22 protein-coding genes are annotated in these 24,198 nt (G+C 49.9%); 16 read left to right on the top strand and 6 right to left on the bottom strand.

The window, feature by feature from the left end:
• Nucleotides 1-49 precede the first annotated feature (49 nt).
• The 5 genes from queF (at nucleotide 50) to xni (ending at nucleotide 7,325) form a co-directional block, all read left to right on the top strand.
• On the top strand, nucleotides 50-898 hold the full coding sequence (gene queF / locus BGK46_RS08770; RefSeq protein ID WP_069588581.1) for an NADPH-dependent 7-cyano-7-deazaguanine reductase QueF: 849 nt from the start codon (nucleotides 50-52) through the stop codon (nucleotides 896-898).
• Between the two features lie 120 nt (nucleotides 899-1,018).
• Nucleotides 1,019-3,370, top strand: coding sequence for a tetratricopeptide repeat protein (locus tag BGK46_RS08765; RefSeq protein WP_069588579.1), 2,352 nt, complete (start codon nucleotides 1,019-1,021; stop codon nucleotides 3,368-3,370).
• A gap of 73 nt (nucleotides 3,371-3,443) precedes the next feature.
• On the top strand, nucleotides 3,444-5,003 hold the full coding sequence (locus BGK46_RS08760; protein WP_069588577.1) for a GGDEF domain-containing protein: 1,560 nt from the start codon (nucleotides 3,444-3,446) through the stop codon (nucleotides 5,001-5,003).
• A gap of 103 nt (nucleotides 5,004-5,106) precedes the next feature.
• Nucleotides 5,107-6,462, top strand: a complete 1,356-nt coding sequence (gene ppnN / locus BGK46_RS08755; RefSeq protein ID WP_069588576.1) for a nucleotide 5'-monophosphate nucleosidase PpnN — start codon at nucleotides 5,107-5,109, stop codon at nucleotides 6,460-6,462.
• 77 nt (nucleotides 6,463-6,539) lie between these two features.
• Entirely contained in the window at nucleotides 6,540-7,325 is a 786-nt protein-coding gene (xni, locus tag BGK46_RS08750; RefSeq protein ID WP_069588574.1) for a flap endonuclease Xni, read from the top strand.
• Here xni and rlmM read toward each other — a convergent pair.
• The 4 genes from rlmM to BGK46_RS08730 form a co-directional block, all read right to left on the bottom strand.
• Nucleotides 7,322-8,410 (bottom strand): 23S rRNA (cytidine(2498)-2'-O)-methyltransferase RlmM, encoded by a 1,089-nt coding sequence (gene rlmM, locus BGK46_RS08745; RefSeq protein WP_069588573.1) that lies wholly within the window; start codon nucleotides 8,408-8,410, stop codon nucleotides 7,322-7,324. The genes xni and rlmM overlap by 4 nt on opposite strands.
• Nucleotides 8,411-8,518: 108 nt before the next feature.
• Nucleotides 8,519-8,899 (bottom strand): DUF423 domain-containing protein, encoded by a 381-nt coding sequence (locus tag BGK46_RS08740; RefSeq protein WP_069588571.1) that lies wholly within the window; start codon nucleotides 8,897-8,899, stop codon nucleotides 8,519-8,521.
• The gene (locus BGK46_RS08735; RefSeq protein ID WP_069588568.1) at nucleotides 8,899-9,534 is read right to left on the bottom strand and encodes an alpha/beta fold hydrolase; all 636 of its coding nucleotides are present in this window, start codon (nucleotides 9,532-9,534) and stop codon (nucleotides 8,899-8,901) included. The genes BGK46_RS08740 and BGK46_RS08735 overlap by 1 nt, the downstream gene beginning before the upstream one ends.
• Nucleotides 9,531-10,436 (bottom strand): transcriptional regulator GcvA, encoded by a 906-nt coding sequence (locus tag BGK46_RS08730; RefSeq protein ID WP_069588567.1) that lies wholly within the window; start codon nucleotides 10,434-10,436, stop codon nucleotides 9,531-9,533. The genes BGK46_RS08735 and BGK46_RS08730 overlap by 4 nt, the downstream gene beginning before the upstream one ends.
• Before the next feature lie 382 nt (nucleotides 10,437-10,818).
• Here BGK46_RS08730 and BGK46_RS08725 point away from each other — a divergent pair, with 382 nt between their 5' ends.
• The 8 genes from BGK46_RS08725 to BGK46_RS08690 all read left to right on the top strand — a co-directional run bounded on the left by BGK46_RS08725 (nucleotide 10,819) and on the right by BGK46_RS08690 (nucleotide 18,980).
• On the top strand, nucleotides 10,819-12,030 hold the full coding sequence (locus tag BGK46_RS08725) for an aminotransferase class V-fold PLP-dependent enzyme (protein WP_069588565.1): 1,212 nt from the start codon (nucleotides 10,819-10,821) through the stop codon (nucleotides 12,028-12,030).
• A gap of 22 nt (nucleotides 12,031-12,052) precedes the next feature.
• Nucleotides 12,053-12,478: a cysteine desulfurase sulfur acceptor subunit CsdE gene (gene csdE / locus BGK46_RS08720; protein ID WP_069588564.1), complete on the top strand. Its 426-nt coding sequence runs from the start codon at nucleotides 12,053-12,055 to the stop codon at nucleotides 12,476-12,478.
• A 501-nt stretch (nucleotides 12,479-12,979) separates the two neighbouring features.
• A complete protein-coding gene (locus BGK46_RS08715) occupies nucleotides 12,980-13,720 on the top strand; it encodes an SDR family oxidoreductase (protein WP_069588562.1) in 741 nt (246 codons plus the stop codon).
• Nucleotides 13,721-13,734: 14 nt separating this feature from the next.
• The gene (locus tag BGK46_RS08710; RefSeq protein WP_069588560.1) at nucleotides 13,735-14,946 is read left to right on the top strand and encodes an acetyl-CoA C-acetyltransferase; all 1,212 of its coding nucleotides are present in this window, start codon (nucleotides 13,735-13,737) and stop codon (nucleotides 14,944-14,946) included.
• A 55-nt stretch (nucleotides 14,947-15,001) separates the two neighbouring features.
• A complete protein-coding gene (locus BGK46_RS08705) occupies nucleotides 15,002-15,349 on the top strand; it encodes a phasin family protein (RefSeq protein WP_069588559.1) in 348 nt (115 codons plus the stop codon).
• A gap of 81 nt (nucleotides 15,350-15,430) precedes the next feature.
• Complete coding sequence (locus BGK46_RS08700) at nucleotides 15,431-17,245, top strand: class I poly(R)-hydroxyalkanoic acid synthase (protein ID WP_069588558.1); 1,815 nt, start codon at nucleotides 15,431-15,433, stop codon at nucleotides 17,243-17,245.
• A 124-nt stretch (nucleotides 17,246-17,369) separates the two neighbouring features.
• Nucleotides 17,370-18,134 carry a substrate-binding periplasmic protein gene (locus tag BGK46_RS08695; RefSeq protein WP_069588556.1) on the top strand — a complete coding sequence of 255 codons (765 nt, stop codon included), beginning with the start codon at nucleotides 17,370-17,372 and terminating at the stop codon, nucleotides 18,132-18,134.
• A gap of 60 nt (nucleotides 18,135-18,194) precedes the next feature.
• Nucleotides 18,195-18,980, top strand: a complete 786-nt coding sequence (locus BGK46_RS08690) for a substrate-binding periplasmic protein (RefSeq protein WP_069588554.1) — start codon at nucleotides 18,195-18,197, stop codon at nucleotides 18,978-18,980.
• Here the strand turns inward: BGK46_RS08690 and tcdA are convergent, their stop codons facing one another.
• A complete protein-coding gene (gene tcdA / locus BGK46_RS08685) occupies nucleotides 18,981-19,799 on the bottom strand; it encodes a tRNA cyclic N6-threonylcarbamoyladenosine(37) synthase TcdA (RefSeq protein ID WP_069588552.1) in 819 nt (272 codons plus the stop codon).
• A gap of 27 nt (nucleotides 19,800-19,826) precedes the next feature.
• Complete coding sequence (locus BGK46_RS08680; RefSeq protein ID WP_168174069.1) at nucleotides 19,827-20,747, bottom strand: LysR family transcriptional regulator; 921 nt, start codon at nucleotides 20,745-20,747, stop codon at nucleotides 19,827-19,829.
• A gap of 98 nt (nucleotides 20,748-20,845) precedes the next feature.
• Between BGK46_RS08680 and BGK46_RS08675 the strand changes: the two genes are divergently transcribed.
• From BGK46_RS08675 to BGK46_RS08665, 3 genes are all read left to right on the top strand, one after another.
• A complete protein-coding gene (locus BGK46_RS08675; protein ID WP_069588549.1) occupies nucleotides 20,846-22,174 on the top strand; it encodes an aspartate aminotransferase family protein in 1,329 nt (442 codons plus the stop codon).
• 28 nt (nucleotides 22,175-22,202) lie between these two features.
• The gene (locus BGK46_RS08670) at nucleotides 22,203-23,033 is read left to right on the top strand and encodes a 3-keto-5-aminohexanoate cleavage protein (RefSeq protein ID WP_069588548.1); all 831 of its coding nucleotides are present in this window, start codon (nucleotides 22,203-22,205) and stop codon (nucleotides 23,031-23,033) included.
• A 142-nt stretch (nucleotides 23,034-23,175) separates the two neighbouring features.
• Nucleotides 23,176-24,147 carry a TAXI family TRAP transporter solute-binding subunit gene (locus tag BGK46_RS08665; protein ID WP_069588547.1) on the top strand — a complete coding sequence of 324 codons (972 nt, stop codon included), beginning with the start codon at nucleotides 23,176-23,178 and terminating at the stop codon, nucleotides 24,145-24,147.
• Nucleotides 24,148-24,198 lie beyond the last annotated feature (51 nt).

Raw genomic sequence — 24,198 nt, 5'->3', positions numbered from 1 at the left:
AAGATTCAGTAAACTTTACCCATTCTACTTGAATCGATGGCAAATCCGTATGAGCAATTACCAAGATGCCGATGCCCTAGCCGGTCTGTCGCTAGGCCAACACACTGACTACCCGACGCAATACGACCCGTCACAGCTACGCGCGGTCCCGCGTGAGCTGAATCGTCAAGCCATTGGCCTTAGCAATGAGACTGTGCCCTTTACCGGCTATGATACCTGGACACTTTATGAGCTGTCTTGGTTAAACCAAAACGGCCTTCCGCAAGTGGCCATCGGTGAGGTACGCCTACCCGCTTCGAGCCCAAACTTGATTGAGTCTAAATCGTTTAAACTGTATTTAAACAGCCTCAATCAAACCCGCTTCGAGAGCTGGCAAAAAGTCGCCGATGCACTTCAGAAGGATTTGTCTGCCTGTGCAGGCGAAGAGGTGGATGTGACCCTCTCGCCACTGAGTGAACTGGAAGGCGAAACCATTGCTGGAATGGCCGGTGAGTGCATCGACCATCAAGATATCAGTATTGATGATTATACTTTTAATCCTGATTGGCTCGATGGCGCCGCGCAAGGGGCGATTGTGTCAGAAACGCTGCACAGCCACTTGCTAAAATCCAATTGCCTGATCACCAACCAGCCTGATTGGGGGTCGGTGCGCATTGCCTATAAAGGGAAAAAGATTAACCGCGAGAAGCTACTGCGTTATCTCGTGTCCTTCCGTGAACATAACGAATTCCACGAACAATGTGTGGAACGTATTTTCATGGACATCATGCGTTTTTGTCAGCCAGAAAAGCTCACGGTTTACGCGCGTTATACACGTCGCGGCGGACTCGACATCAACCCTTATCGCACCAACATGGGTAAAACGCCGAGCGAAAATAACCGACTCGCACGTCAGTAACCATGATTCAGCGACGTCTCGTTGCGGCATATTTGCCGCAACGTTGAGTCAGCGCGCAGACATGGCTGCCTCAAACTGGCAGCCTTCATTTTTGTTCAGACGCATTTTTGAGGATAGCGCATGCGCTTTAGCCGCCCCTTCCTAGGCCTGCTCTTATGGTTAACGTCGTCCATGGCGTTGGCTTCTATCCATTCCTCGCCTGTACTAACCAATGCAGAAGAACTGTTAGCCACCGCGCCTGAGCAATCGTTAGAGATCAGTAACCGTTTCTTAGCGCAGCGACGACTCACTACGGGTGCGAACCGCTCTCACGTCAATAACGATACCGATCGCTCAATTCGCACCCCCTTGCATACGGTGTACGCCTATCTGATCAGTGCTCGTGCTTACGCACACCTTGAGCAACCGCTAGAAGCCAAAGCGGCATTACAAAAAGCCTATCAAGTCGTCGAAGAACACGAACTCAAACACACACTGGTGCAAGTGATGCTGACCGAAGCGTCCCTTACTTGGCATTTAGTCGGCGATGATAAACAGGCATTGCATAAACTGGATGAGGTCGATGCGGCATTGAATGCGCTCCCTGATAACAGTCTCAACATCCACGACGTGCGTTTTAACAGCGCCTTGTTGCGCGCCAATATTCTCGCCGCCACAGCAGACAGTGAAACGGCGCTCATCGCGTATGAGCGTGCACGTAGCCAATTATCCACGCACCCGGAAAACCTACGTGATAAAGTCGAGTTTCAACTCTCATTGGGGGCTTTCCTACTCGATGAAAAACAGCATGAAAGCGCATTGACCGAGTTGCTTAGTGCATTTTGGATAGCCAGTGAAAATGAGTACACCGCGCTCATCGCTCGCGCTAACATGCAACTTGCGCAATTGTACTTTCAGCAAGGCGTGCTCAAACAAGCCCTCGAGCACGCTAACCAAGCAGCAGCGTTTTTTGAACACTTTTCACTGAGCCGTCAGCTTTCCGCTTCCCAGCGTTTATTGGCCGCGATTTACGAACAACAAGCGCGTTATAACTTTGCATTAGTGCATTACTTTAACGCGCTTGAAATTGAGCAAAACCTGTCCAGACCTAAGCCTCTGGCCGAGGTTCACTTTGCCATTGCAAGAACCTATTTCGAGTTATCTCACTACCCATTAAGCGACCGCTATATTCAAGATACGTTACGCTTAGCCGGTGCAATGCCCAACTCGCAGCTCACAACCCAAGCAATCCTGTTGCAAGGGCAAATTCATTTAGCCCTGTCTAAACCCAAACTGGCCGAAAAAGAAATCCAAACTGCGCTTGAACAGGCCCAAGCCCAGCAAGACCTCGCCACCGTCACGCGAGCTTATCAGGCTTTATCCGCGGCGTTGGAAGCTCAGGGGCAGTATCAACAGGCACTCGCCATGCAACGCGAGTACGAACGCTTACGCGCCCGTCAAACCGAAACCGAGCAACAAAGCCAGGCCGATACGTTCAAACAACAGCAACGTGTGGTCGAGCGCCAATTGCAAATGGACGAACTACAGCGTCAACTCGATGGCGCGCGTCAAGAGCAGATCCATTTGCAAAAAGTTAACTATTTCTTGCTCGGTAGCCTTGGTGTGCTGCTGGTCATCGTCTATTTGCGCCACCGAGCCGCCGTGATGCGCCAAATCGAGCTTGAGCAATTGCGTGACGATTTTTATGCCCATCCTCGTACTGGGCTACGCAACCTACGGATGCTCAATGCCAAGCTGCCCCGTTCGTTAGAAAAAAGTAATGCTAATTTTGAGCAATGGTACTTAAACGACATGATCCACCAGCCACTCAGTGACCGGCTACGGTTCGCAATGTTTGATGTCGCCTTTTTAAAGGATTTATTTTTGCACCATGGCTATCAATATGCGCAGGATATCGAACGTCAGCTGGGTGAATACCTCTCCGATAAAGTCACGGGAACCGGTCGCCTATATCACTTTGCCGATGCCTTATTCATTTATATTGAAACCAACTGGGAAGAAGATGCCCAACCCGACGCCCTTGCCCATTTTGTTCAATCTTTGATTGAAGATTTTGTCGCACATTATCATCAGCAACCCGACGACAATGATCAGGATGATACGCTATCCGCAAATATCAGCCTCTCGACTCAGGTTTGTGTCGGGCTGGCTGAGTACCCTTTCTTGCCGCGAGCGTATACCTCGATCAACGATCAGGAATTGATTGAAATTCTCCTCACGGCCACCAATAAGGCATGCGAGCTCGCGGATCAAAGTGGTGATAGCCATTGGGTACATTTAAGCGCCATTGATACCGCGCCTGCCGCCAGCTTCGTCAATACCAACTTACGACATGCCTGCCTGCGCGGTATTGACTCCGGATTAGTGAAGGTTAAAACGTCAGCGAACACATCAATTAACTGGCAGACGGATCACGAATCTGATAAAAAGCGAGGGTTAATTATTGATGATCGAAGCAATAAGTCGGTATAGCTAGAGACGTTTGGCTGGCGAACCCCGCCGCCTGTTGCGTCATCGCAAATGTTGTCAGGTGTATCCCCGAGAAATGAATAAGTCCAATCCACAGCCGGTAACGGCAGGCACCGCGTCTGCGGTCCAAGAAGATACGCCATACGCGTATCGGGACTTGGCCTTAAAATCACGTCGTGAGATCCATATTCTCAAGCGCTTGGTGACTCGCTTTGTCGCAACCTGTACCGGAAAAAGCTCGCTACTCGATAAAAAGTTGGCTGAATTCCGTGAGCTGTTACATGTTACGCAGGATGTCAGCCCTCTGATCCCGCGGTTAGCGATTATAGAACGCATGGTGGGTCAGCACGATATGACACAAAAGAAAGTCGAGTCGCATCTTAGTGCGCAGTTTCATGCCTGTGGCGAAACACTAAAGCGCGTACCCGGCTTACCGGCACAACTGAAGCGCGATTTGCGCGATCTTTTATCTCAGCCGGCGGACGATCAACCCCCCCGCACCCAGCAGTTGATCAAGTTACTCCAACTGTATGAGCGCGCTGTCACTTTGCAAGCGGTACGTCCCAGCGCTCGACACTCGGAGACCACCCTCGAACAGGATCAAATTCGCCGTGTTGCCGATGAATTGCAAAACCTGATCACTGAACTTGATCTCGACGGGGAGGCAGGTCAACGCTTGCTCGATATTCGTCAGCAGCTACTCGACGCACTCTCACCTGCGACCATCATTGCACTCACGTTAGAATCGCTCAAGCTTATCCTTGAGGCGACACACGCCGAACGGCGGGCCTCGCAAGCATTTCTCGCGCAAGTGAATGATAATCTGATTGCGATCAGTCAACAAAATACCCGCGCCTACGATCATGCCCATAGCCTGCGCCAAGACCACCAGCGTATTGATACCTTGCTGGGTGGCACTATCGCTAACATTGAACGCGATCTGAGTGCACCTAGCGCCGATGCCACTGCACTAAGTCGCTCGTTAGCGCATGCGCTGGCCGATCTCAAAGCGCTCGCCGACGAGAATGAAGCACTAAAAAACCGCGAGCAGTCTTTGGTTGAGCAATTGGCGCACAATCAAAACCAACTGAACGCGGTCGCCGAGCAAACCATGGATCAAAGACGCCGCTTGGGCGACCAAGAGCGTAAGCTGTTACTCGATCCGCTCACCCGTGTATACAACCGCGCAGCGTTGCACGACCGTCTGGAGCATGAATACCGTCTATGGCGCAAATATCAGCATGATTTCTGTCTCGCGGTGATCGACATCGATCACTTCAAAGAGGTGAATGTCCAATTCGGTCACCTTGTCGGTGATAAGGCCCTCAAGATTATCGCGCGCAGTATTTATCAGTGTCTGCGTGATACCGACTTTATCGCTCGCTTTGGCGGCGAAGAGTTTGTGGTCTTACTGCCTGATGCGGATGAAAAAACTCGAACCGACATTTTGGCGAATGTGAGTCATACCATTCGTCAGTTGCCACTGAAATTCAAAAACCAGCGCGTTTCGATTACAGCATCGATTGGCGCCACGCTGTTCTCCGGCTCAGACACGCCAACGCATGTGCTTGAGCGTGCCGACCAAGCCCTCTATCAAGCGAAAAACGCCGGTCGCAACCAAATCATTTGGTGTTAATTTTTTCTGGTCAATCTGCCAACCTGTGTGTATTTTTAATTAACACACTGATTTTTATAGCACCGCTCTGCCCTTCCTAATTTGTCTTCAAGAGGTTGTCGCTATGATCACACACATTAGCCCTATCGGCACCATGGACCTGCTTTCTCAAATCGAGGTCGATCGTCTTAAAGCGAGTGCAAGCAGCGACTTATACCGACTTTATCGAAATTGCTCACTGGCCGTTCTGAACTCAGGCAGCCACACCGACAGCTCCAAAGCCTTGCTAGAAAAGCATACCAACTTTGAGATCCGCGTATTGCGTCGCGAGCGGGGGATCAAACTAGAGCTGGTCAATCCCCCCGATCATGCGTTTGTCGATGGCAAAATTATTCGCGGTATTCAAGAGCATATGTTTTCCGTCTTGCGCGATATTATCCATGTCAATGTTCAGCTCGAGCACAGCCCGACACTTAACCTTACCAGCTCTCCCCATATCACCAACCTGATATTCGGCATTTTACGCAACGCAAAAACACTGCGGCCGCGGGTCGATCCTAATCTCGTGGTCTGCTGGGGCGGTCACTCAATCAATGATATTGAGTACCAATACACCCGAGAGGTTGGTCATGAGCTGGGGTTACGTGAACTAGACATCTGCACAGGATGTGGCCCCGGCGCGATGGAAGGGCCAATGAAAGGCGCCGCGATTGGACACGCGAAACAGCGTATCTACGATAGTCGCTTCATCGGTCTCACTGAGCCATCTATTATTGCCGCGGAGCCACCGAACCCCATGGTCAACGAACTAGTGATCATGCCTGACATCGAAAAACGCCTTGAAGCTTTTGTCCGTATCGCCCACGGCATTATTATCTTCCCTGGCGGGGCAGGGACCGCAGAAGAACTGCTCTACATTCTCGGTATCATGATGCACCCAGAGAACCGTGAACAACCACTACCCATTGTGCTAACTGGGCCAAAAGAAAGCGAAGACTATTTCCGCAATATCGACACCTTCATTCGCGAAGTCCTTGGCGACCAAGCGACCCAATATTATGAAATTGTGATTGACGATCCGGCCAAAGCCGCGCGTTTAATGAAAAATGCGATGCCGGCGGTAAAAGAACACCGTAAAGCTACTGGAGATGCATATTCCTATAACTGGTCACTCAAAATCGAGCCAGAATTCCAACTGCCTTTTGCACCGACCCATGACAACATGGCGAACCTGAATCTACATATGAATCAACGTCCTGAACTGCTGGCATCAGCATTGCGCCAAGCGTTTTCAGGCATTGTGGCAGGTAACGTTAAAGATGAGGGGATCCGCAACATTGAGCAACATGGCCCGTTTAAAATTGACGGCGATAAAGTGCTGATGGCGAAAATGGATAAGCTGCTGCAAAGCTTTGTCGATCAGCAACGAATGAAATTGCCGGGCACTGAGTATGTGCCTTGCTATCAAATCGTCTCTTAATCCCATCGGGCGGCTTTGCCCACCCGTGTAAACTGGTACAATGGGCAGCATGCTGCTCATTGTTACCGGTTAAGTCTATGTCCAAGCTTCACGTTGTTATCATTGATGCCATGAACCTGATCCGTCGCGTTCATGCCGCCCAGCCCGACACTCATACCCTTGAGGCAACCACACAGACCTGCCTGAAAACACTCGATAAAATCATCAGTCACAGTGAGCCCAGCCATATCGTTGCCGTTTTCGATCATACCGGCCAAGATCGTGGTTGGCGTGCCGATATTCTGCCTGAGTACAAACAGGGCCGGAAACCCATGCCTTCCGACCTCGAACAAGGGTTGGACACCATTCAAGATGCATTCTGGCAGCGTGGTGTAGACTCCTTGCTCTCACAAGGGGATGAAGCCGATGACATGATCGCAACGCTCGCATTAAAAGTCGCGGCTCATCGCGAGCAAGTCACCATTGTTTCCACCGATAAAGGCTATTGCCAACTCTTACAGCCCACATTGCGGGTGCGAGATTATTTCCAACATCGCTGGCTTGATTTAGCATTTGTGGAAAAGAGTTTTGGCGTTCGCCCTGAACAGTTGTGTGATTTTTGGGGGCTCGCCGGCATCAGCAGCAGTGAGATCAGCGGCGTACCGGGTATTGGCCCGAAAAGCGCAACCAGTTTACTGTCCCAGTACGGTAATTTGGACGCCATACTCTCGGCTAACGATCTGGCTGATAAGTGGGCGAAGAAGTTAGATGGTCACCACGATCTCGCACGCAAATGTAAGGCCGTGGCACAACTAAAAACGGATATCCCACTGGGTTTTAACCTACAGGATATCCGCTTTCAACCGACCACAGTCAGTGCCTAACCATTCAACGAGTGTTGACGTTTTACACGACGCAAGTACACGGTGATTTCTTCACGATCGTGATAAAGGTGTTTCGCCTTCATCTCGTAGGGAATGTTGTGCTGCTTTAAAAACTCACCCAAGGTGTCGAGGTTATAAGAAACCTGCTCATATCGACGGCTCATGGGAAGCTTCAAGTTGAACATGGCCTCTTTCGCCCATCCTGCAATCAACCACTCCCCCATGAGTTGAGCGACGCGGGAAGGTTTTTCGATCATGTCACAGACCAACCAAGTCACATTTTTTCTCGTGGGCTCAAACTTAAAGCCATCTTCGGCATGATGGAATACTTGGCCAGTTTCCATCAAGCTTTCATCCATCGCGCCGTTATCAACCGCATGCACAAACATCGAACGCTTCACTAACTGGTAAGTCCACCCGCCGGGACAAGCCCCCAAGTCGACCGCCCATAATCCGGGCGCGAGTCGCGTATCCCACTCTTCTTTAGGAATAAAGTGATGGAACGCCTCTTCTAACTTTAAAGTCGAGCGACTCGGCGCATCGGTAGGAAATTTCATGCGCGGGATGCCCATGTAATGCGGTGAGTTATTGGTGGTCAATGAGTAACCCACAAAGCATGTCCCCGGCGCGATAAAGCAAAGATGAATAACCGGCTTTTTAGGATTGTCTTTTGCTAACATCGCGCCCTGCTTTCGCAGTGCCTGACGCAATGGAACGGTGAACTTACGACAAAACTTCAATAAGGCTTTCGCCTCGTCATTATCCGGCGTCTCCACTCGTAAGTCTCCCGCTTTGGGCAGTGCATCCGCAACAGCCAAAATCGGAGAAATTCGGTCGTCCGGATCCAGATCAGAGAGCGATGCGGTCACCGCAATCATTTGCCGGGCAAAGATCAGGGAATCGAGCGGCAGATCACGGACAATCTGCTCAGCCTCACCGTCTTGGTAGCATTCAAACAGCACATAGGCGCTGTTGTTAATCACTCGCGGAAATCCGTAAATACCCATCTCAGTGGTTTTTTGTTGAATTTCCGCCGCACAGTCTTTTTCAAACCCTGCACGACAGTAAAGCAAAACCTGATTCATGACTTCCTCTGGTTTGGGTCACCGTCACGATTACCGTGACAAAAAACAAGCTGCGCATTATATATGCCAAACGGTTAGGAAAGAAATGCCAACCCTGACGATTTTGGTTTACTGGCGACCCGCGCGCCATGCTCCAAACGCCAATGCGCCCCAGCCGACTAAAAAGCTTAGCCCACCGAGCGGGGTGACAGGCCCGAGCCAAGTCATGTGTGTCAATGCCAAAAGATACAAGCTGCCACTAAAACAGAGTATCCCGACCCACCATGCGATACCCGTTGTAACTACACAGCGCTCAGGCAGTTGAGGCGCAACCGCCCCAAGACACAACAACGCCAAACTGTGCCACATTTGATAATTGACGCCGGTTTTAAAAATCGCGAGCTCATAGTCGTTGAGCGTCGTTTTCAAGCCATGTGCGGCAAATGCGCCGAGCGCCACCGCTAATCCGGCACCGAGCGCCCCTGAGATAAGCCAATGCTGACGCCTCATCAATTTGCTCCTTGTTGGTGAATAAACTGACACAGATGCGAAACGGCGGTTTGGCGATTTTGCATCTCTGTCAGTCCCGAGGCTTTGCGAGGTTTAAAGCTATGATCGCCATCGGGCAAAAACGCGACCTCGACACTGGGCGATAGTGAATAACTCACCACCTCTTCTTGGCGGCCAAAGGTGTCTCGCTCACCTTGCAAAATCAATACAGGACGAGTGACTGACGCTAAATGTTCGCCCTTGTATTTTTCAGGTTTGCCCGGCGGATGGAACGGAAAACCCAAACAGAGGACACCTGAAACACTTGGATTTTCGGTTAAATGACTGGCCATTCTGCCCCCCATCGATTTACCGGCCAGCCATAAACGGCTGGTCGCAGGACGCAGACCATTCACCTGCTCAATCACAGCTTCAAAACAGCTCAGCAGAGCAGGCGCACGGTCTGGCGGGCGTTTTTTACCATCGACTTTTCGCTTATCCATGTAAGGGAAATTAAACCGTACCACACAAGTATGCTCGCTCAATCGTGCTGCCATATCGGCCATAAATTCATGATCTTTGTCCGCGCCCGCACCGTGAGCAAAAATAATCCAATCCGTTGCTGTCTGCTCACCATCAATCAAAAGTTCTGTCATAAATTCATCTTCTCCTGCTCTTTCGCAGCCGTTTCTAGCATCCACTCTCGAAATGCCGCAATCCGACCGGTTTCCGCATCACGCTGTTGGCTAACCAAATAAAAGCCATTGTCACTTTTGAGCACTTGTTCAAAGGGATGCACAAGTCGTCCCGAAGCCAATTCAGGTTGAGATAACACATTATTACCTAGTGCGACACCTTGGCCGTGGGCTGCCGCTTGTAACACCATGGAAGAGTGGCTAAAGATAGGCCCATGTTCCAAATTGATATCCGTCAGTTGATGCGCTTTCGCAAATGCTTTCCACTCTTTGCGTGAGCGGTCATGCAGTAGCACATGGTGTTTGAGATCATCAGGACAAGTCAGCGGCTTACCGGACTCGAGCAGCAAGGGTGAGCAAACCGGCAGTAGGCACTCTTGGTATAAAAGATCGCAACGTAGCCCCGACCAATTCCCTCGGCCGTAGTAAATAGCCACATCCACATCATCCGTCAGTGATCCGTCTTCCAAATCAACTGCTTTTATCCGAACATCGATATCGGGATGCGCTTTATTGAAATCAGCTAAACGCGGGACTAGCCATTGAATAGCAAAACTCGGCGGAAGACTAATGGTGAGCGCCCCTTTCGCACTTCGCTCCAATACTTTATCGGTCGCATAGGAAAGCTCGGAAAAAATATCTTTAATATCAAGAAAGTAACTCTGACCTTCTTCGGTTAGCAGCAAAGATCGGTTGCGACGCCGAAAGAGCTTAAGGCCAAGGAACTCTTCCAGCGCTTTGATTTGGTGGCTAACTGCAGCCTGAGTCACAAAAAGCTCTTCGGCAGCCCGTGTAAAGCTTAAATGTCGCGCCGCGGCCTCAAACACTCGAAGCGCGTTCAGCGGTGGGAGACGCCTTGCCATAAACAGCTCACCTCTAGTTATTAGTTTTTCTAATCGTTGGCATTATAAATTGTCGATTGCTGATATACCAGCAACCTCCTATAGTGCACCCCGCATCCACAAGTGACGTCTCTCTATTTAAGACTGTTTCCGTGGTTGCGATGTTGTGTTTGCATTTGTCTAACACTGGTTAGACAGGTAGTCGTATCTACCACTTTTAACTTCCTGTATTTTGACATTGTCTGTCATTACATATTTGTTGGCACTGAGCTTTGCTCAGTGCTTTTTTTTGTCTGTTTGATAACGCCTATCCGCGCGATACGCCCTCTGAGCGATAAAGTTACTTGAGTTCCAGCCAAGAGATAGGGATCATAAGTAAGATTCAGTTTGGACAGCTCGTACTATGACGCAACATTTCGATATTCACGCACTACGCGCCCAATTTCCTGCCTGCAAAAATCCGGACTGGGTGTACCTCGACAGTGCCGCAACAGCACAAAAGCCCCAAGCAGTGATTGATGCCATCAGTGATTTTTATGCGTCGCCGTTAGCCAATGTGCATCGCGGCCAGCACCAAGCGTCACTCACTGCGACCGAGAAGTTCGAACAAGCGCGTCGGGATGTGGCGGCATTTATTGATGCTAAACCCAACGAGATCATCTGGACCCGAGGAGCTACCGAGTCGATCAATTTATTGGCTTACAGCCTGAGCCAACATTTCACTGCGCAGGATGAAATCTTGGTCAGTGAAATGGAGCACCATGCCAACCTGATTCCATGGCAATTAGTCTGTGAACGCACTAGCGCGACCTTAGTCAAAATCCCCTGCTGTCCACACACCGGTCAGCTCGATTTACATGCGTACCAACAAGCACTGAATACTCACACGCGGATTGTTGCCGTCAGCCATGTCAGCAATGTCACGGGTACCCGCCATCCTATCGAAAAGATGACCGCCATGGCGCATCGTTATGGTGCAATTGTGATCGTTGATGGTGCACAAGGTGTGGTTCATGACCCCATCAGCATGGCCGAGCTTGATGCAGACTTTTACGTGTTTTCCGGCCACAAACTATACGGGCCAACCGGGATTGGCGTACTTTATGGCAAACAAGATAGCCTCGCCGCACTGCCCGCTTTTCACGGCGGAGGCAAGATGATCACTGACGTAAGCTTTGAGCAGCATACTCTCGCCCCGATCCCTGCTCGCTTTGAGGCCGGCACCCCAAATGCGGCTGGAGCGATTGGACTGGCAGCCGCCATCCAATGGTTAACACAATATGACTTGCGCGCAATAGACGCTCATCTCAGCACCTGTTATCAAGCTCTTGTCGAGGGGCTGAAGCAACGTCCTGCCATTCAGCTTATCTGTCCACAACCGCATAGTACTATGGTGTCTTTTGTGGTGGATGGCGAGCACCACGCGGACATTGCTGAGCTACTCGGCCAACAAAATATCGCGGTGCGTTCGGGCCATCACTGTGCGCATCCGTTTATTAAGGCGCTCAATGTAGAGGGCACAGTCCGTGTATCGTTGGGTGCCTATAATAGCCAAGAAGACATTGACCGCTTCCTGACGGCACTGGATAAAACGTTATATTTACTCGGTGTTTAATCGCTAATTAATAGGATTCACGATGGACTTACCCTCTCACCCATTTGGCAGTGAGCTCGACCAACACACCGTTGCCGAGATGCTGGCACAACACACCAACTGGGAAGACAAATATCGCCAGCTTATTATCTGGGGAAAACGTTTACCGACCTTCACTGACGCGCAAAAACAGGCTGCGAGCCAAGTATCGGGCTGTGAAAGTGATGTGTGGTTTTTGCACCACAAAGACGCGGAAACGCACTACTTTGCCGCCGACTCCAATGCGCGTATTGTAAAAGGACTGCTAGCCGTGGTTCTCGCCTGTGTGAACGGCCAAAACCACGCACAGATCGCTCAGCTAGATTTAAATGCGGTATTCTCGCAAGCCGGGCTTGCACACCACCTCAGTGAATCACGCACCAATGGCTTGCACGCCATCGTGCAACATATCCATTCCGAGATTAAATAATCAAGCGTAAACAGGCGGATAGCAACAATAAACACAGCAAAAAGCCTGTTTACCCACCCACTCAATTGCCTAATAATCCATTCATATTTAGCCACTAAGCTATCTTAAGACCGCCCAAATGCAATCGATAACATTGCCAATAATTGAGTCGTTATAACTGCTAATAATCGATCAAATAAAAAACCAAAAACAAACACATCATTTACATTTGATTTCATTTTTGCGGTTAATCATTGACATAGATCTCGAATAGATAAAAGAACGCGTTTTTACTTTGCGTAATTTCTCAGATTCGTTAGGTTAATTATCGGCGGTCATAAAAGGGTCACACCTTAACGATAGACTGCCCAGCAACAGTGACAGAAGATATTAATCATTATTGGCATAGGTCTTGCTGTTACTCACAGACAATAAGGATGACTGTAATTCTGGCGTGAGTGGTTCCAGATGCGGCTTCAGGCATCTCGTTTAATTTGCTTGTTGTAGTGAATGGAGTCATACATGAAGAAACTGGCATTAGTTACCGGCGCAAAAGGCGGTATTGGTTCAGCGATCACAGAACAATTGGTTCAAGAAGGATACCGCGTGATTGCGACCCACTTCACCGGCGGCCAAAGCTGCGCTCAAGAATGGTTTGAAGAGAAAGGCTTCAATTCAGAGCAAGTGCGCCTTTTTGAACTCGATGTCACAGATACTCAGCAGTGTGCAACACGTATCGCCAAACTGCTTGAAGAAGAAGGCACTGTCGATGTGCTCGTGAATAACGCAGGCATCACGCGCGATAGCGTCTTTAAAAAGATGGATGCCACCCAATGGCATGACGTCATTAATACCAACCTCAATAGCCTCTTTAACGTTACCCAACCTTTGTTCGCCGCGATGTGTGAAAAAGGCGGCGGACGTATCATTAATATTTCATCGGTTAATGGCCAAAAGGGCCAGTTCGGCCAAGCCAACTATGCTGCAGCCAAAGCCGGCATGATGGGCTTCAGTAAGTCACTGGCTGCCGAAGGTGCTCGCGCCGGCGTGACCGTCAACGTGGTGGCCCCTGGCTACACAGCAACACCTATGGTCACCGCCATGCGTGATGACGTTCTAGAGTCCATCACCAATCAAATACCGATGAAACGCCTTGCTAAACCTGAAGAAATCGCCGCGGCTGTGACCTATCTCGCCAGCGATGCAGGTGCTTACATTACAGGTGAAACGCTGTCGGTAAACGGCGGCTTATACATGCAATAAATCAGGGAACGATGATGGAACGCATTTATATCGTAGCAGCAAAACGTACTGCTATTGGCGCCTTTTCAGGCTCGCTAAAAGATATCCCAGCAGGTCAATTGGCCGCTCATGCAATCAAAGGCGCACTACAGGCTGGATCGCTCAGTGGCGACGCTGTCGATGAAGTCATCGTCGGTAATGTGGTCAGTGCAGGACAAGGCATGGGTATTGGCCGTCAAGCCGCCATTTACGCAGACATTCCAGCTAGCGTGCCCGCCTATTCTGTCAATATGGTTTGCGGCAGTGGCATGAAGTCAATTATGGATGCTGTGACGCACATTCGCGCAGGAGACGCACAGGTTGTAGTCGCTGCGGGGGTGGAAAACATGTCACAGATCCCGTTTGCGGCGGCAGGCAATCTACGCACCGGACAAAAGATGGGCAATTTTGCGATGAAAGACTTGCTCATCAATGATGGCCTTACCGATGTGTACAACCAATATCACATGGGCGTGACAGCCGAAAACGTTGCCAAAGAAGTCGGGATTACCCGTGAGCAACAAGACAGTTTCGCACTAAGCAGTCAGCAAAAAGCGATTGCGGCAATCGAAGCGGGTCATTTCAAGCAAGAAATTGTGCCCATTGAAGTCAAACAACGTAAGCAAACACTCACCTTTGATACCGATGAATATCCAAAGGCTGATGCCACGTTAGAAGGACTCACCAAGCTACGTCCAGCTTTTGATAAAGAAGGAACGGTCACTGCAGGCAATGCGTCTGGCATCAACGATGGCGCCAGTGCCGTCATTGTTGCCTCTGAATCTGCCGTCGCCAAACACGGCCTGACACCGCTTGCTGAAATTACTGCTTACGCGCAGCACGGTATTGACCCGAGCATTATGGGGCTTGGTCCAGTTGGTGCGGTCAATGCCGCGCTCGATAAGGCCAACCTGACTATCGACAACATCGATTTGTTTGAGCTGAATGAAGCCTTTGCAGCCCAAGCGCTCGGTGTGGTTCATCAATTAGCACAACACCATCAAATCACTCCGGATGCTTTATTGGAGCGTGCAAACGTGAATGGCGGTGCCATTGCACTTGGCCACCCTCTTGGCGCGTCTGGTAACCGGATTGTGGTCACACTGCTACACGAGCTGACCCGAAGAAGCGCAACCTATGGCGTCGCTTCTTTGTGTATTGGCGGCGGCATGGGTACGGCTTTGGTTATCAAGCGTACACAAGCGTAAATGGACATTTGCGACCTTGGGAACTATCCCAGACAACACTATCAGGAGATACACCATGTACACAGATATGTTTAAAGCGTTTTCTGAGCAATCTGAAAAAGCCTTGGCTCCATACGTTAACTTCAACAAATTGGTAGCCAAAAACGTAGAAACTCTTACCGAGCTGCAAATGAATGCCATGCGCACATACAGCCAGCTAGGTCTGGAGCAAATGAAAGCGGCAAGCGAAGTGAAAGACGTATCAACACTGACGTCATTCAGCAGCCAGCAGCTTTCTGCGCTGACAAAACTGTCTCAGCAAATGATGGATGACAGCACCAAGCTGCAAAACATCGCCAAAGAGTTCAAAGAAGATATCGACAAGTTGACTGCCGAAAACATGAAAACTGGCACCCCAGCATAAGGGCAAGGCCACTACAACAGCGCCTGCTGCCTTGTGGGTAGCAGGCCTTTGTGGTGTTTATCCGTTTAAGAGGGCAAGACTATGTTTCATCACTTCTTTTCGGACTACCTTGCCAGGCTGCAAGAACAAAACCAGCAATGGTGGCAGGATCTTGAGCAGGGCAAGGCAGCCGTAAACACACCGTTCAACCAAGCCATGCAGGAAATTAGCCTGCAAGACACTGCTCAGTTGCTGGAAGGTGCGGCTCAACAACCCGCTGCACTTTTACAGGTACAAATGCAGTGGTGGGAACAACAACTTCAAATTTGGCAAAACGCCATGCTCGCGCGCGACAATACCGAAGAGGTCGTCAGCGAAGAGCGAGATGACAAGCGTTTCAAAGACAAAGCATGGCAAGAAGACGTCTTGTACAACTTTATCAAGCAGTCTTACTTGCTGTTCGGGCGCACCTACATGCAAACCATCGATGCTATTGAAGGCCTCGATGAAAAAACCCGTGAGCGTCTCTCTTTCTTTTCACGTCAAGCGATTAACGCTATGGCGCCAAGCAACTATATCGCGACCAACCCTGAACTGTTGAAAATGACACTGGAATCTCAGGGCGAGAACCTACTTCGTGGTATGGAGCAGCTAAAACAAGACATGGAGTCAAGCGCCGATATTTTGAAAGTGCGCATGACCAACAACAATGCCTTCCGTGTCGGTGACGATGTAGCGAACACCCCAGGAGATGTGGTGTTTAAGAATGAGGTGTTTGAACTCATCCAATATCGTCCTATGACGGAGAAAGTACACGCGACCCCCATCTTGGTGGTGCCTCCGTTTATTAATAAGTATTACATTCTCGACTTACGTGAGAAAAACTCACTAGTGCGCTGGCTGGTCGAACAAGGCCATACCGTGTTCTTGATGTCATGGCGTAACCCTTCTGCAGAGCAAGCAGAGATAGGCTTTGAAGACTATGTGACGCGAGGCACTGTCAAAGCGGTTAGTGCTATCGAAGAAATTACAGGACAGTCGCAGATTAACGGCGTGGGTTACTGTATCGGTGGCACCGTACTGGCCTGCACGATTGCTTACTATGCCGCGAAACGCATGAAGGCGCGCATCAAGTCGGCGAGCTTCTTTACCACCTTGCTCGACTTCTCTCAGCCGGGTGAAATTGGTGCCTATATCAATGACAGCCTGATCCGAGCGATTGAAGCACAAAATACAGCGCGTGGTTATATGGACGGCCGCTCACTCAGCGTCACATTTAGCTTGCTTCGTGAAAACAGCCTGTACTGGAACTATTACATTGAGAATTATCTCAAGGGAAATAGTCCCGTTGATTTTGACTTGTTGTATTGGAATAGCGATAGCACCAACGTGGCGGCGAAAACCCACAATTTTATCCTGCGCGATTTGTATCTTGAAAACAAATTGGTGCAAGACAAAGGGGTCAAAGTCGGTGGCGTCTGGATTGATCTCAACAAGATTAAGGTGCCAAGCTACTTCATCTCGACCAAAGAAGATCACATTGCCCTATGGCAAGGCACCTATCGCGGTGCACTGAATGTTGGTGGCAATAAAACCTTTGTGTTGGGTGAGTCTGGTCACATTGCGGGGATTGTTAACCACCCTGTGAAGAAAAAGTACGGATTCTGGACCAACGATAGTCTGCCTGATTCAGCCGATGAGTGGCTCGATAACGCGTCACATCACACGGGTTCTTGGTGGACGCATTGGGAGAAATGGCTGCGAAGCTATAGCCCAGAGGAACAGGTAGAGCCTTATGCGATCGGCTCTGAGAACTATCCGGTTCTTTATGCGGCGCCGGGTGAATACGTTCGTCAGGTTTTGCCGATTCACACAGAGGAAAAAGCAGAGCCTGAACCTGAAGAAGCTAACGCTTAACCAACTACTGTCTCAATAATAAGAATGGCGGCGCAATTGTGGCTCATAGAGCGCGACGGCGCCGCCACTTTATTTCTCCTGCACTATACTCCTCTCATAGTCACGAGAACGATCAGGAGGCAGTATGAGGCTGATGGTGCAATGGGGATGCGCATTGTTGCTGCTCCTTCCAATGCTCACGCATGCGCAATCACTCCGCCTGGCGTCGGGTGAATACCCTCCTTTTATTTCGCAACACCTCCCCAACCAAGGCCCATTATCTGAAATTATTGTGTTGGCCACCGAAGAAGCTAATCTCGATGTGTCTTTTGGTTATTTTCCTTGGCATGAGTCGATGGCGCTGGCTCAGCAAGGCCAGTGGGACGGTACGGTTGGCTGGGCTTTCACCGAAGAGCGCGCACTGGATTTTATCTATTCAGATGCCATTTATACCGAAAGTGCCGTTTTCTTTTATCTCCGAGATAAAGCATTCGATTGGTCAAAGCCCGAGGATTTAGCCGGTCTTGCGGTCGGTGTCGGCCTTGGATATATCGACGTCAAGACACTGAGCCAATTACAAAAATCCGGTATTGATGTGAAGTTACAAGAATTTGCCAAAGAAGAAGACAAACTCCACGCGTTACTAAATAACCAGATCGATCTCGCGCTAGGCAACAAAGATGTTTTGCAGCACATCATTCAAACGGCTCTCAGTGCTGAGCAAGCTCGTCAGTTGACGCATCATCCTCGTCCCTTTCGCGTTACTCCCTTACATGTGCTGTTTAGTCGTCAGATTGAACAGGGCTACGATCATTCCCGCGCATTTAATAAAGGGTTACGACGCATAAAAATGGATGGTCGCTATCAAGCAGTTTGGAATCAATTTCGACGGCAAAAAATGTCCGAATAGTCTCAATTGAAGACTTATCGATATTGGTTTTGGTAAACGTCCGTTGACTCAGGAGTTGTTATGTGGCGATGGCTAATCATTTTATTCGCGTTCACCCTCCCGGTGGTTGGTGTTGCCACGCCAAATTTGGTGCTCACGTCTGGCGACTACCGTCCATTTATTTCTGATCAATTAGCACATCAAGGGGTGTTAGCGCATATCGTCAAAGAAGCTGGCAAGCGACAAGGCATGGAGATAGAGATCAAGTTTGTCCTTTGGCAGCAAGCCAAAATAGAGGCACAAACCGGGAAAGCACACGGCACGGTTGGTTGGGGCTATACCCCAGAAAGAGAGCGCGACTTTATTTATTCAGCCCCCATTTATACTGAGTCTGTGGTCTTTTTCCACCTCAAAAATCGCTACTTCGATTGGCAGTCTTTAGAGGGCCTCAATGGTCTCAACGTCGGTATTAGCGAAGACTATATTGAAGACAATATGCTGGAAACCTTTAATCAAGAGGGTGGCAGAGTCATCATCCACAAATACCCGAACGAGCTCGAGAAGGTGAAAAGCTTACTAACCAGTCAAAGTGATGTGATTATCGGCAATCAATACGTCATCCATGACGTGGTGCGTAATCAACTTCGCAACGATGAAAGTCGTCACATCACATTTCATCCCAAGCCGCTGCGAGTGACTCCATTACATGTCTTATTCAGTCGTCAACACCCCCAAAGCGCACTGTGGGTCAGTCAGTTCAATCGAGGATTACGCCAGTTAAAGATGAGCGGTGACTATCAGCGCGCTTGGAGTGCGTTTCGTATGGGAGAGTATGGGCTGATCGGCATCCCCGCCGAGCAGCCGTAGTTAATCGGCTTGGCGTCGTTTATCCGCCTCGATCAATTTATGCAAAATGCGCGACACCGCGACGAACCCGAAACTGGCCGTCACCATGGTTGCCGCACCAAAACCACTGGCACAATCCATTCGCTTCGGTCCTTGTGCAGATGTCTTGCTTTCACAGACACTGCCATCAGGTTGTGGGTATTTGAGTTGCTCGCTTGAAAAGACACAGTCAATCCCAAATTTTCGACCTTGAGTCTTAGTAAAGCCGTAAAAGCGACGCAAATTGTTACGCAGCTTCGCCGCGAGTGGGTCTTGAATCGTTTTAGTCAAATCCGCCACTTGGATCTGGGTGGGATCGATCTGTCCCCCCGCGCCACCTACAGTAATGACTTTGATTTTGTGCCGCTTGCAGTGAGCCAACAAGGCTGTTTTGGGCTTGATGCTATCGATAGCATCAAGCACATAATCAAAGCGCTTGTCGATATACTCGGCAATATTATCCGGCGAGATAAAATCATCAATCACAGTCACTTGGCATTCTGGATTGATCGCCGCCACACGCTCGGCCATCACCTCGCTTTTGCTTTGCCCAATGGTCGCTTTCAAAGCATGAATTTGTCGATTGGTGTTAGTGACACACACATCATCCATATCAATCAGTGTGATGGCCCCAATCCCTGTCCGTGCCAGCGATTCCACTGCCCACGACCCCACGCCACCAATACCAATGACACAAATATGGCTCTGGTGAAACACCTCAAGCGCACGGCGTCCATATAAACGAGCCGTACCGCCAAAACGTTGCAGATAAGATTCTGATAGGGATTGTGTCATAACCATAGTCTTCATTGATCGCGCAGACAGGCGTTATACCGACTTGCTAATGGGATGTCTAGCCGGATCCCCTTTGAGGGCATCATACAACCAATTGATCACGTGCATAACCGCTGGTGAGCGCTGCTTATATCGCGCGCTGTAAAGATAATAGCCATAGCCGCTATCGATACTTAACCCCAACGGATTCACAATCTGATCGTTTGACAGGGCGGCTGAGGCCATAAAGGTAGGGATTAACGCCATCCCCATCTGTTGTTTTACGCCTTCAAGCGCCATAAAAAAGTGCTCAAACCCCGCTCCGTATTGCGGATTGCTGTCAGCCAGCCCAAATTGTTGCCAAAATTGCTCCCACAGTGAAGGGCGCGTCAAATGAGATAAAACCGGCACCTCCGATAACAACGCGGTCCGATCCAAAGGCTCTGGTAGCAAGGTCACTGATGCAACAAGCGATAAGTGTTCGTGAATCAAACAGACTCCTTGCGCGCCTGCCTGCTGATGAGGCTGACAGCGGATTAAAATATCCAGTTCACTCTCTTTCCCTTGGGGCACATAGTCACTGGCACTGACCACCACAGAAATATCAGGATGCTGCGATTTAAACGCTGGCAACTGAGGGATCAACCAAAGGCTAGCAAACGAGGGCGGCACCAATAAGCTGACGGACTCATGCCTTGCACTTTGCTGACGCGCTTGCGCCGTGGCATTGGCGATATCATTGACGCTGGCCGATATCATAGTTAAATAAGGCTCTCCGACTCGGTTGAGTCTTACTCCCCCAGCATGTCGCTCAAAAAGTGGTTGACCAATTCCTTCTTCGAGCTGCTGTATTTGCTTGCTCACCGTACTTTGGCTGACATGCAATACCTTCGCGGCTTCTGAAAAACTTCCTGTTTGAGCCACCGCAATCAGTGTTTGAAGAGAGCGCATCGACGGCAAACGCACATTCATCATTCCATTCCTTTTTTGCATGCCTGGTGAAAATATATCCTTTGCGGTTTAAAACACAAGTTCACCATACTGAGTTATCACGCTTGCATTGAGGCCCTCGTATGAGTCATGTCTTTCACCGTCACTGTCATCATCTTCCCCCTACCATTGCCAGTGGTAATGGGATGTACTTAATCGACACTCAAGGTAACGAGTATCTCGATGCATGCGGAGGCGCAGCCGTCTCTTGCCTTGGGCACAACCACCCTACCGTGTTAGAGGCTATCCACCGTCAACTGGATGCTATTCCTTATGCGCATACCGGCTTTTTTACCTCCGCACCGAGTGAAGCACTTGCCGAAAAGCTGGCTGATCTTGCCCCTTCTTCCATCAACCATGCTTACTTGGTCAGTGGTGGATCTGAGGCAATGGAAACCGCCCTCAAGCTCGCTCGCCAGTACTGGGTGGAAGTCGGCGAGCCCCAGCGCCAACATTTTATTGCTCGGCGACAGAGTTATCATGGCAACACCTTGGGCGCCTTGTCTGTGGGAGGGAATGCGTGGCGACGTGCTCCATTTGCGCCTTTATTGATGGATACCAGTCTGATTGCCCCCTGTTACGCCTATCGCGATCAAGGTCCCGATGAGACCGCTTACGAGTATGGTCAACGGGTGGCCAATGAGCTTGAAGCCATGCTGTTAGAAAAAGGCCCAGATACCGTCATTGGGTTTGTCGCAGAACCTGTGGTGGGCGCGACAGCCGGTGCATTGACCGCAGAAGCTGGCTATTTTTCTCGTATCCGCGCGATCTGCGACCAGTACAATATTTTGCTGATCCTCGATGAAGTCATGTGCGGTACGGGACGCACTGGGCGTTTTTTCGCCTTTGAGCATGAAGGCATCGTTCCAGATATTGTTGCCATCGCTAAAGGGCTGGCTGCCGGTTATCAACCCATTGGCGCGACCTTAGTCACGGATAGAGTCTATGAAGCGATTGCATCTGGGTCAGGCTTTTTTCAACACGGCCATACTTTTATGGCTCATCCAACGGCATGTGCCGCTGCCTTAGCAACACTCACCACACTTGAGCAAGAAGGATTAGTTGACGCGGCGGAAAAACAAGGTGAGGCGCTTAAAACGGCGCTACATCATCAGTTTGATTCACACCCTTTTGTCGGCGACATTCGCGGACGTGGACTGTTTGTCGCGTTGGAGCTCGTAGCAGACAAAACCAGTAAACGTCCCTTTTCATCTGATCTCGCGCTCCATCAAACGATAAAACACACCGCCATGCATAACGGGCTGATGTGTTATCCCATGGGCGGTACCATTGATGGTAAGCAGGGGCATCACATCTTACTCGCACCGCCCTATATCATTGAATCAACTCATATCGCGGCCATCACCGACAAGTTAGCACTAACATTAGAGATGTGCTTGCCTTCTCAATAACGATACATTGATAGACGAGGGGAAAAGAATGCAAGACGCAAGGACGATCATGGTTGCCCCCAATGGTGCACGCTTACAGCCCTCACACCATCCGAGTGTGCCTGTCACCAGCGAACAGCTTATTCACTGCCTGCACGAATGTGCAGAGGCAGGCGCAACCATGGCACATATCCACGCCCGAGATACACAGGGGGCTCATAGCCTTGATCCCGCGCTAAACCAAACGCTATATCAGCAAGTGATGGATGCCGTCGGCGATCGCATGGTGATTCAACTCACCACCGAAGCCGTGGGCCGCTATTCTCCCCAGCAACAAATGGCTCTGATCCGAGCCGTCAAACCGGAGGCCGCTTCCTTTGCGCTCAGAGAGCTTGTTCCTGATCATCAACCGGCTCACCAAGCCGTGAAAGATTTTTTTGCTTGGACAGTGGAGGCGCGCATCTACAGTCAGTTTATTCTCTATCACCCTCAAGAATTGGCACGCTATTACGCGTTGCGAGAACAAGACATTCTTCCCTCGCAAGGTCATCACCTGCTTTTTGTTGCGGGCCGCGACCGAACGCCTCCCAGAGGCACACCGGAAGATATCGTCGCCATGTATCAAGCTCGTCACTTAGATGACACTGTTCCGTGGTCTGTCTGTGCATTTGGCCAGCGTGAGCTTTCCTGTTTAACCACGGCTGCCTTGCTAGGAGGAGATATGCGGATTGGTTTTGAAAACAACACCTTCGATGTCCATGGTCGCGCAGCCCCCAATAACGCATACCAGATCACACAACTGCGCAACACGCTGGAAAAGCTGGGATATTGTACTAAACCTGTACAAGCATTGAGGCAAACCATGACCCAGTCGTTTTAACCCAATACTATTGCTTGCAAATATTGTTAAAAGATTGAAAAAATAGCGCGGTGACACTTTTTTGTCATATTTGCATCGAGTGTCATACCATCTTCGAGGGTGCGCCCGGATAGCAACCTCTAACTAAAAAGGAATCTTAAGCATGAAAGCGATGAAACCAACTCTGATTGCGCTCAGCTTTTCCGCTGCACTAGGAACCGCAGCAACCGCTCAAGCAAATCAGTTTGTGACCATTGGTACCGGTGGTGTTACTGGTGTTTATTACCCTACGGGTGGTGCAATCTGCCGTCTGGTCAATAAAAGCAAAGATGACCATGGTATTCGCTGCTCAGTAGAGAGTACGGGCGGTTCTATTTACAACATCAATACTATCCGTGCTGGCGAGCTAGATATGGGTATCGCCCAGTCTGACTGGCAATATCACGCTTACAAAGGCACCAGCAAGTTTAAAGACCAAGGCGAGTTCAAAGATCTGCGCGCGGTCTTCTCGATCCACCCTGAACCCTTTACTGTGGTCGCACGTGCGGACGCAGGGATTAAAACCTTTGATGATCTGGCTGGCAAACGCGTCAACATTGGTAATCCAGGCTCAGGTCAACGCGGTACCATCGAAGTATTGATGGACCAAATGGGTTGGGATATGGACAAGTTCGGCCAAATCTCTGAGCTAAAGGCGGCGGAACAATCCAAGGCATTGTGTGACAATAAAATTGATGCCATGGTCTACACAGTCGGCCACCCAAGTGGCGCAATCCAAGAAGCGACTACCGCCTGTGATAGCGTGCTAGTGGAAGTGGCGAACGATGCTGCTAAACAGCTGATTGCTGACCGTGATTACTACCGTAAAGCCGTGATCCCAGGTGGCATGTACCGTGGTAACGATGGCGATGTCACTACGTTCGGTGTCGGTGCGACCTTTGTATCATCGACTCAAGTACCAGACGACGTGATTTACAACGTCGTGAAAGCGGTGTTTGAGAACTTCGATGATTTCCGCCGTTTGCACCCTGCCTTTGCGAATCTGAAGAAAGAAGAAATGGTAAAAGATGGCTTGTCTGCACCGCTTCATCCCGGCGCAGCACGCTACTATCGTGAAGCTGGCTTGATTGAGTAATCAATCACGCTCAAAGGAAAAGCGAGCATTCAATGCTTAATGCCGATCAGT

Source organism: Salinivibrio sp. SS2 (genome assembly GCF_001722075.1).
Classification (GTDB): domain Bacteria; phylum Pseudomonadota; class Gammaproteobacteria; order Enterobacterales; family Vibrionaceae; genus Salinivibrio; species Salinivibrio proteolyticus.
This window is presented reverse-complemented; position numbering and strand designations above follow the sequence as displayed.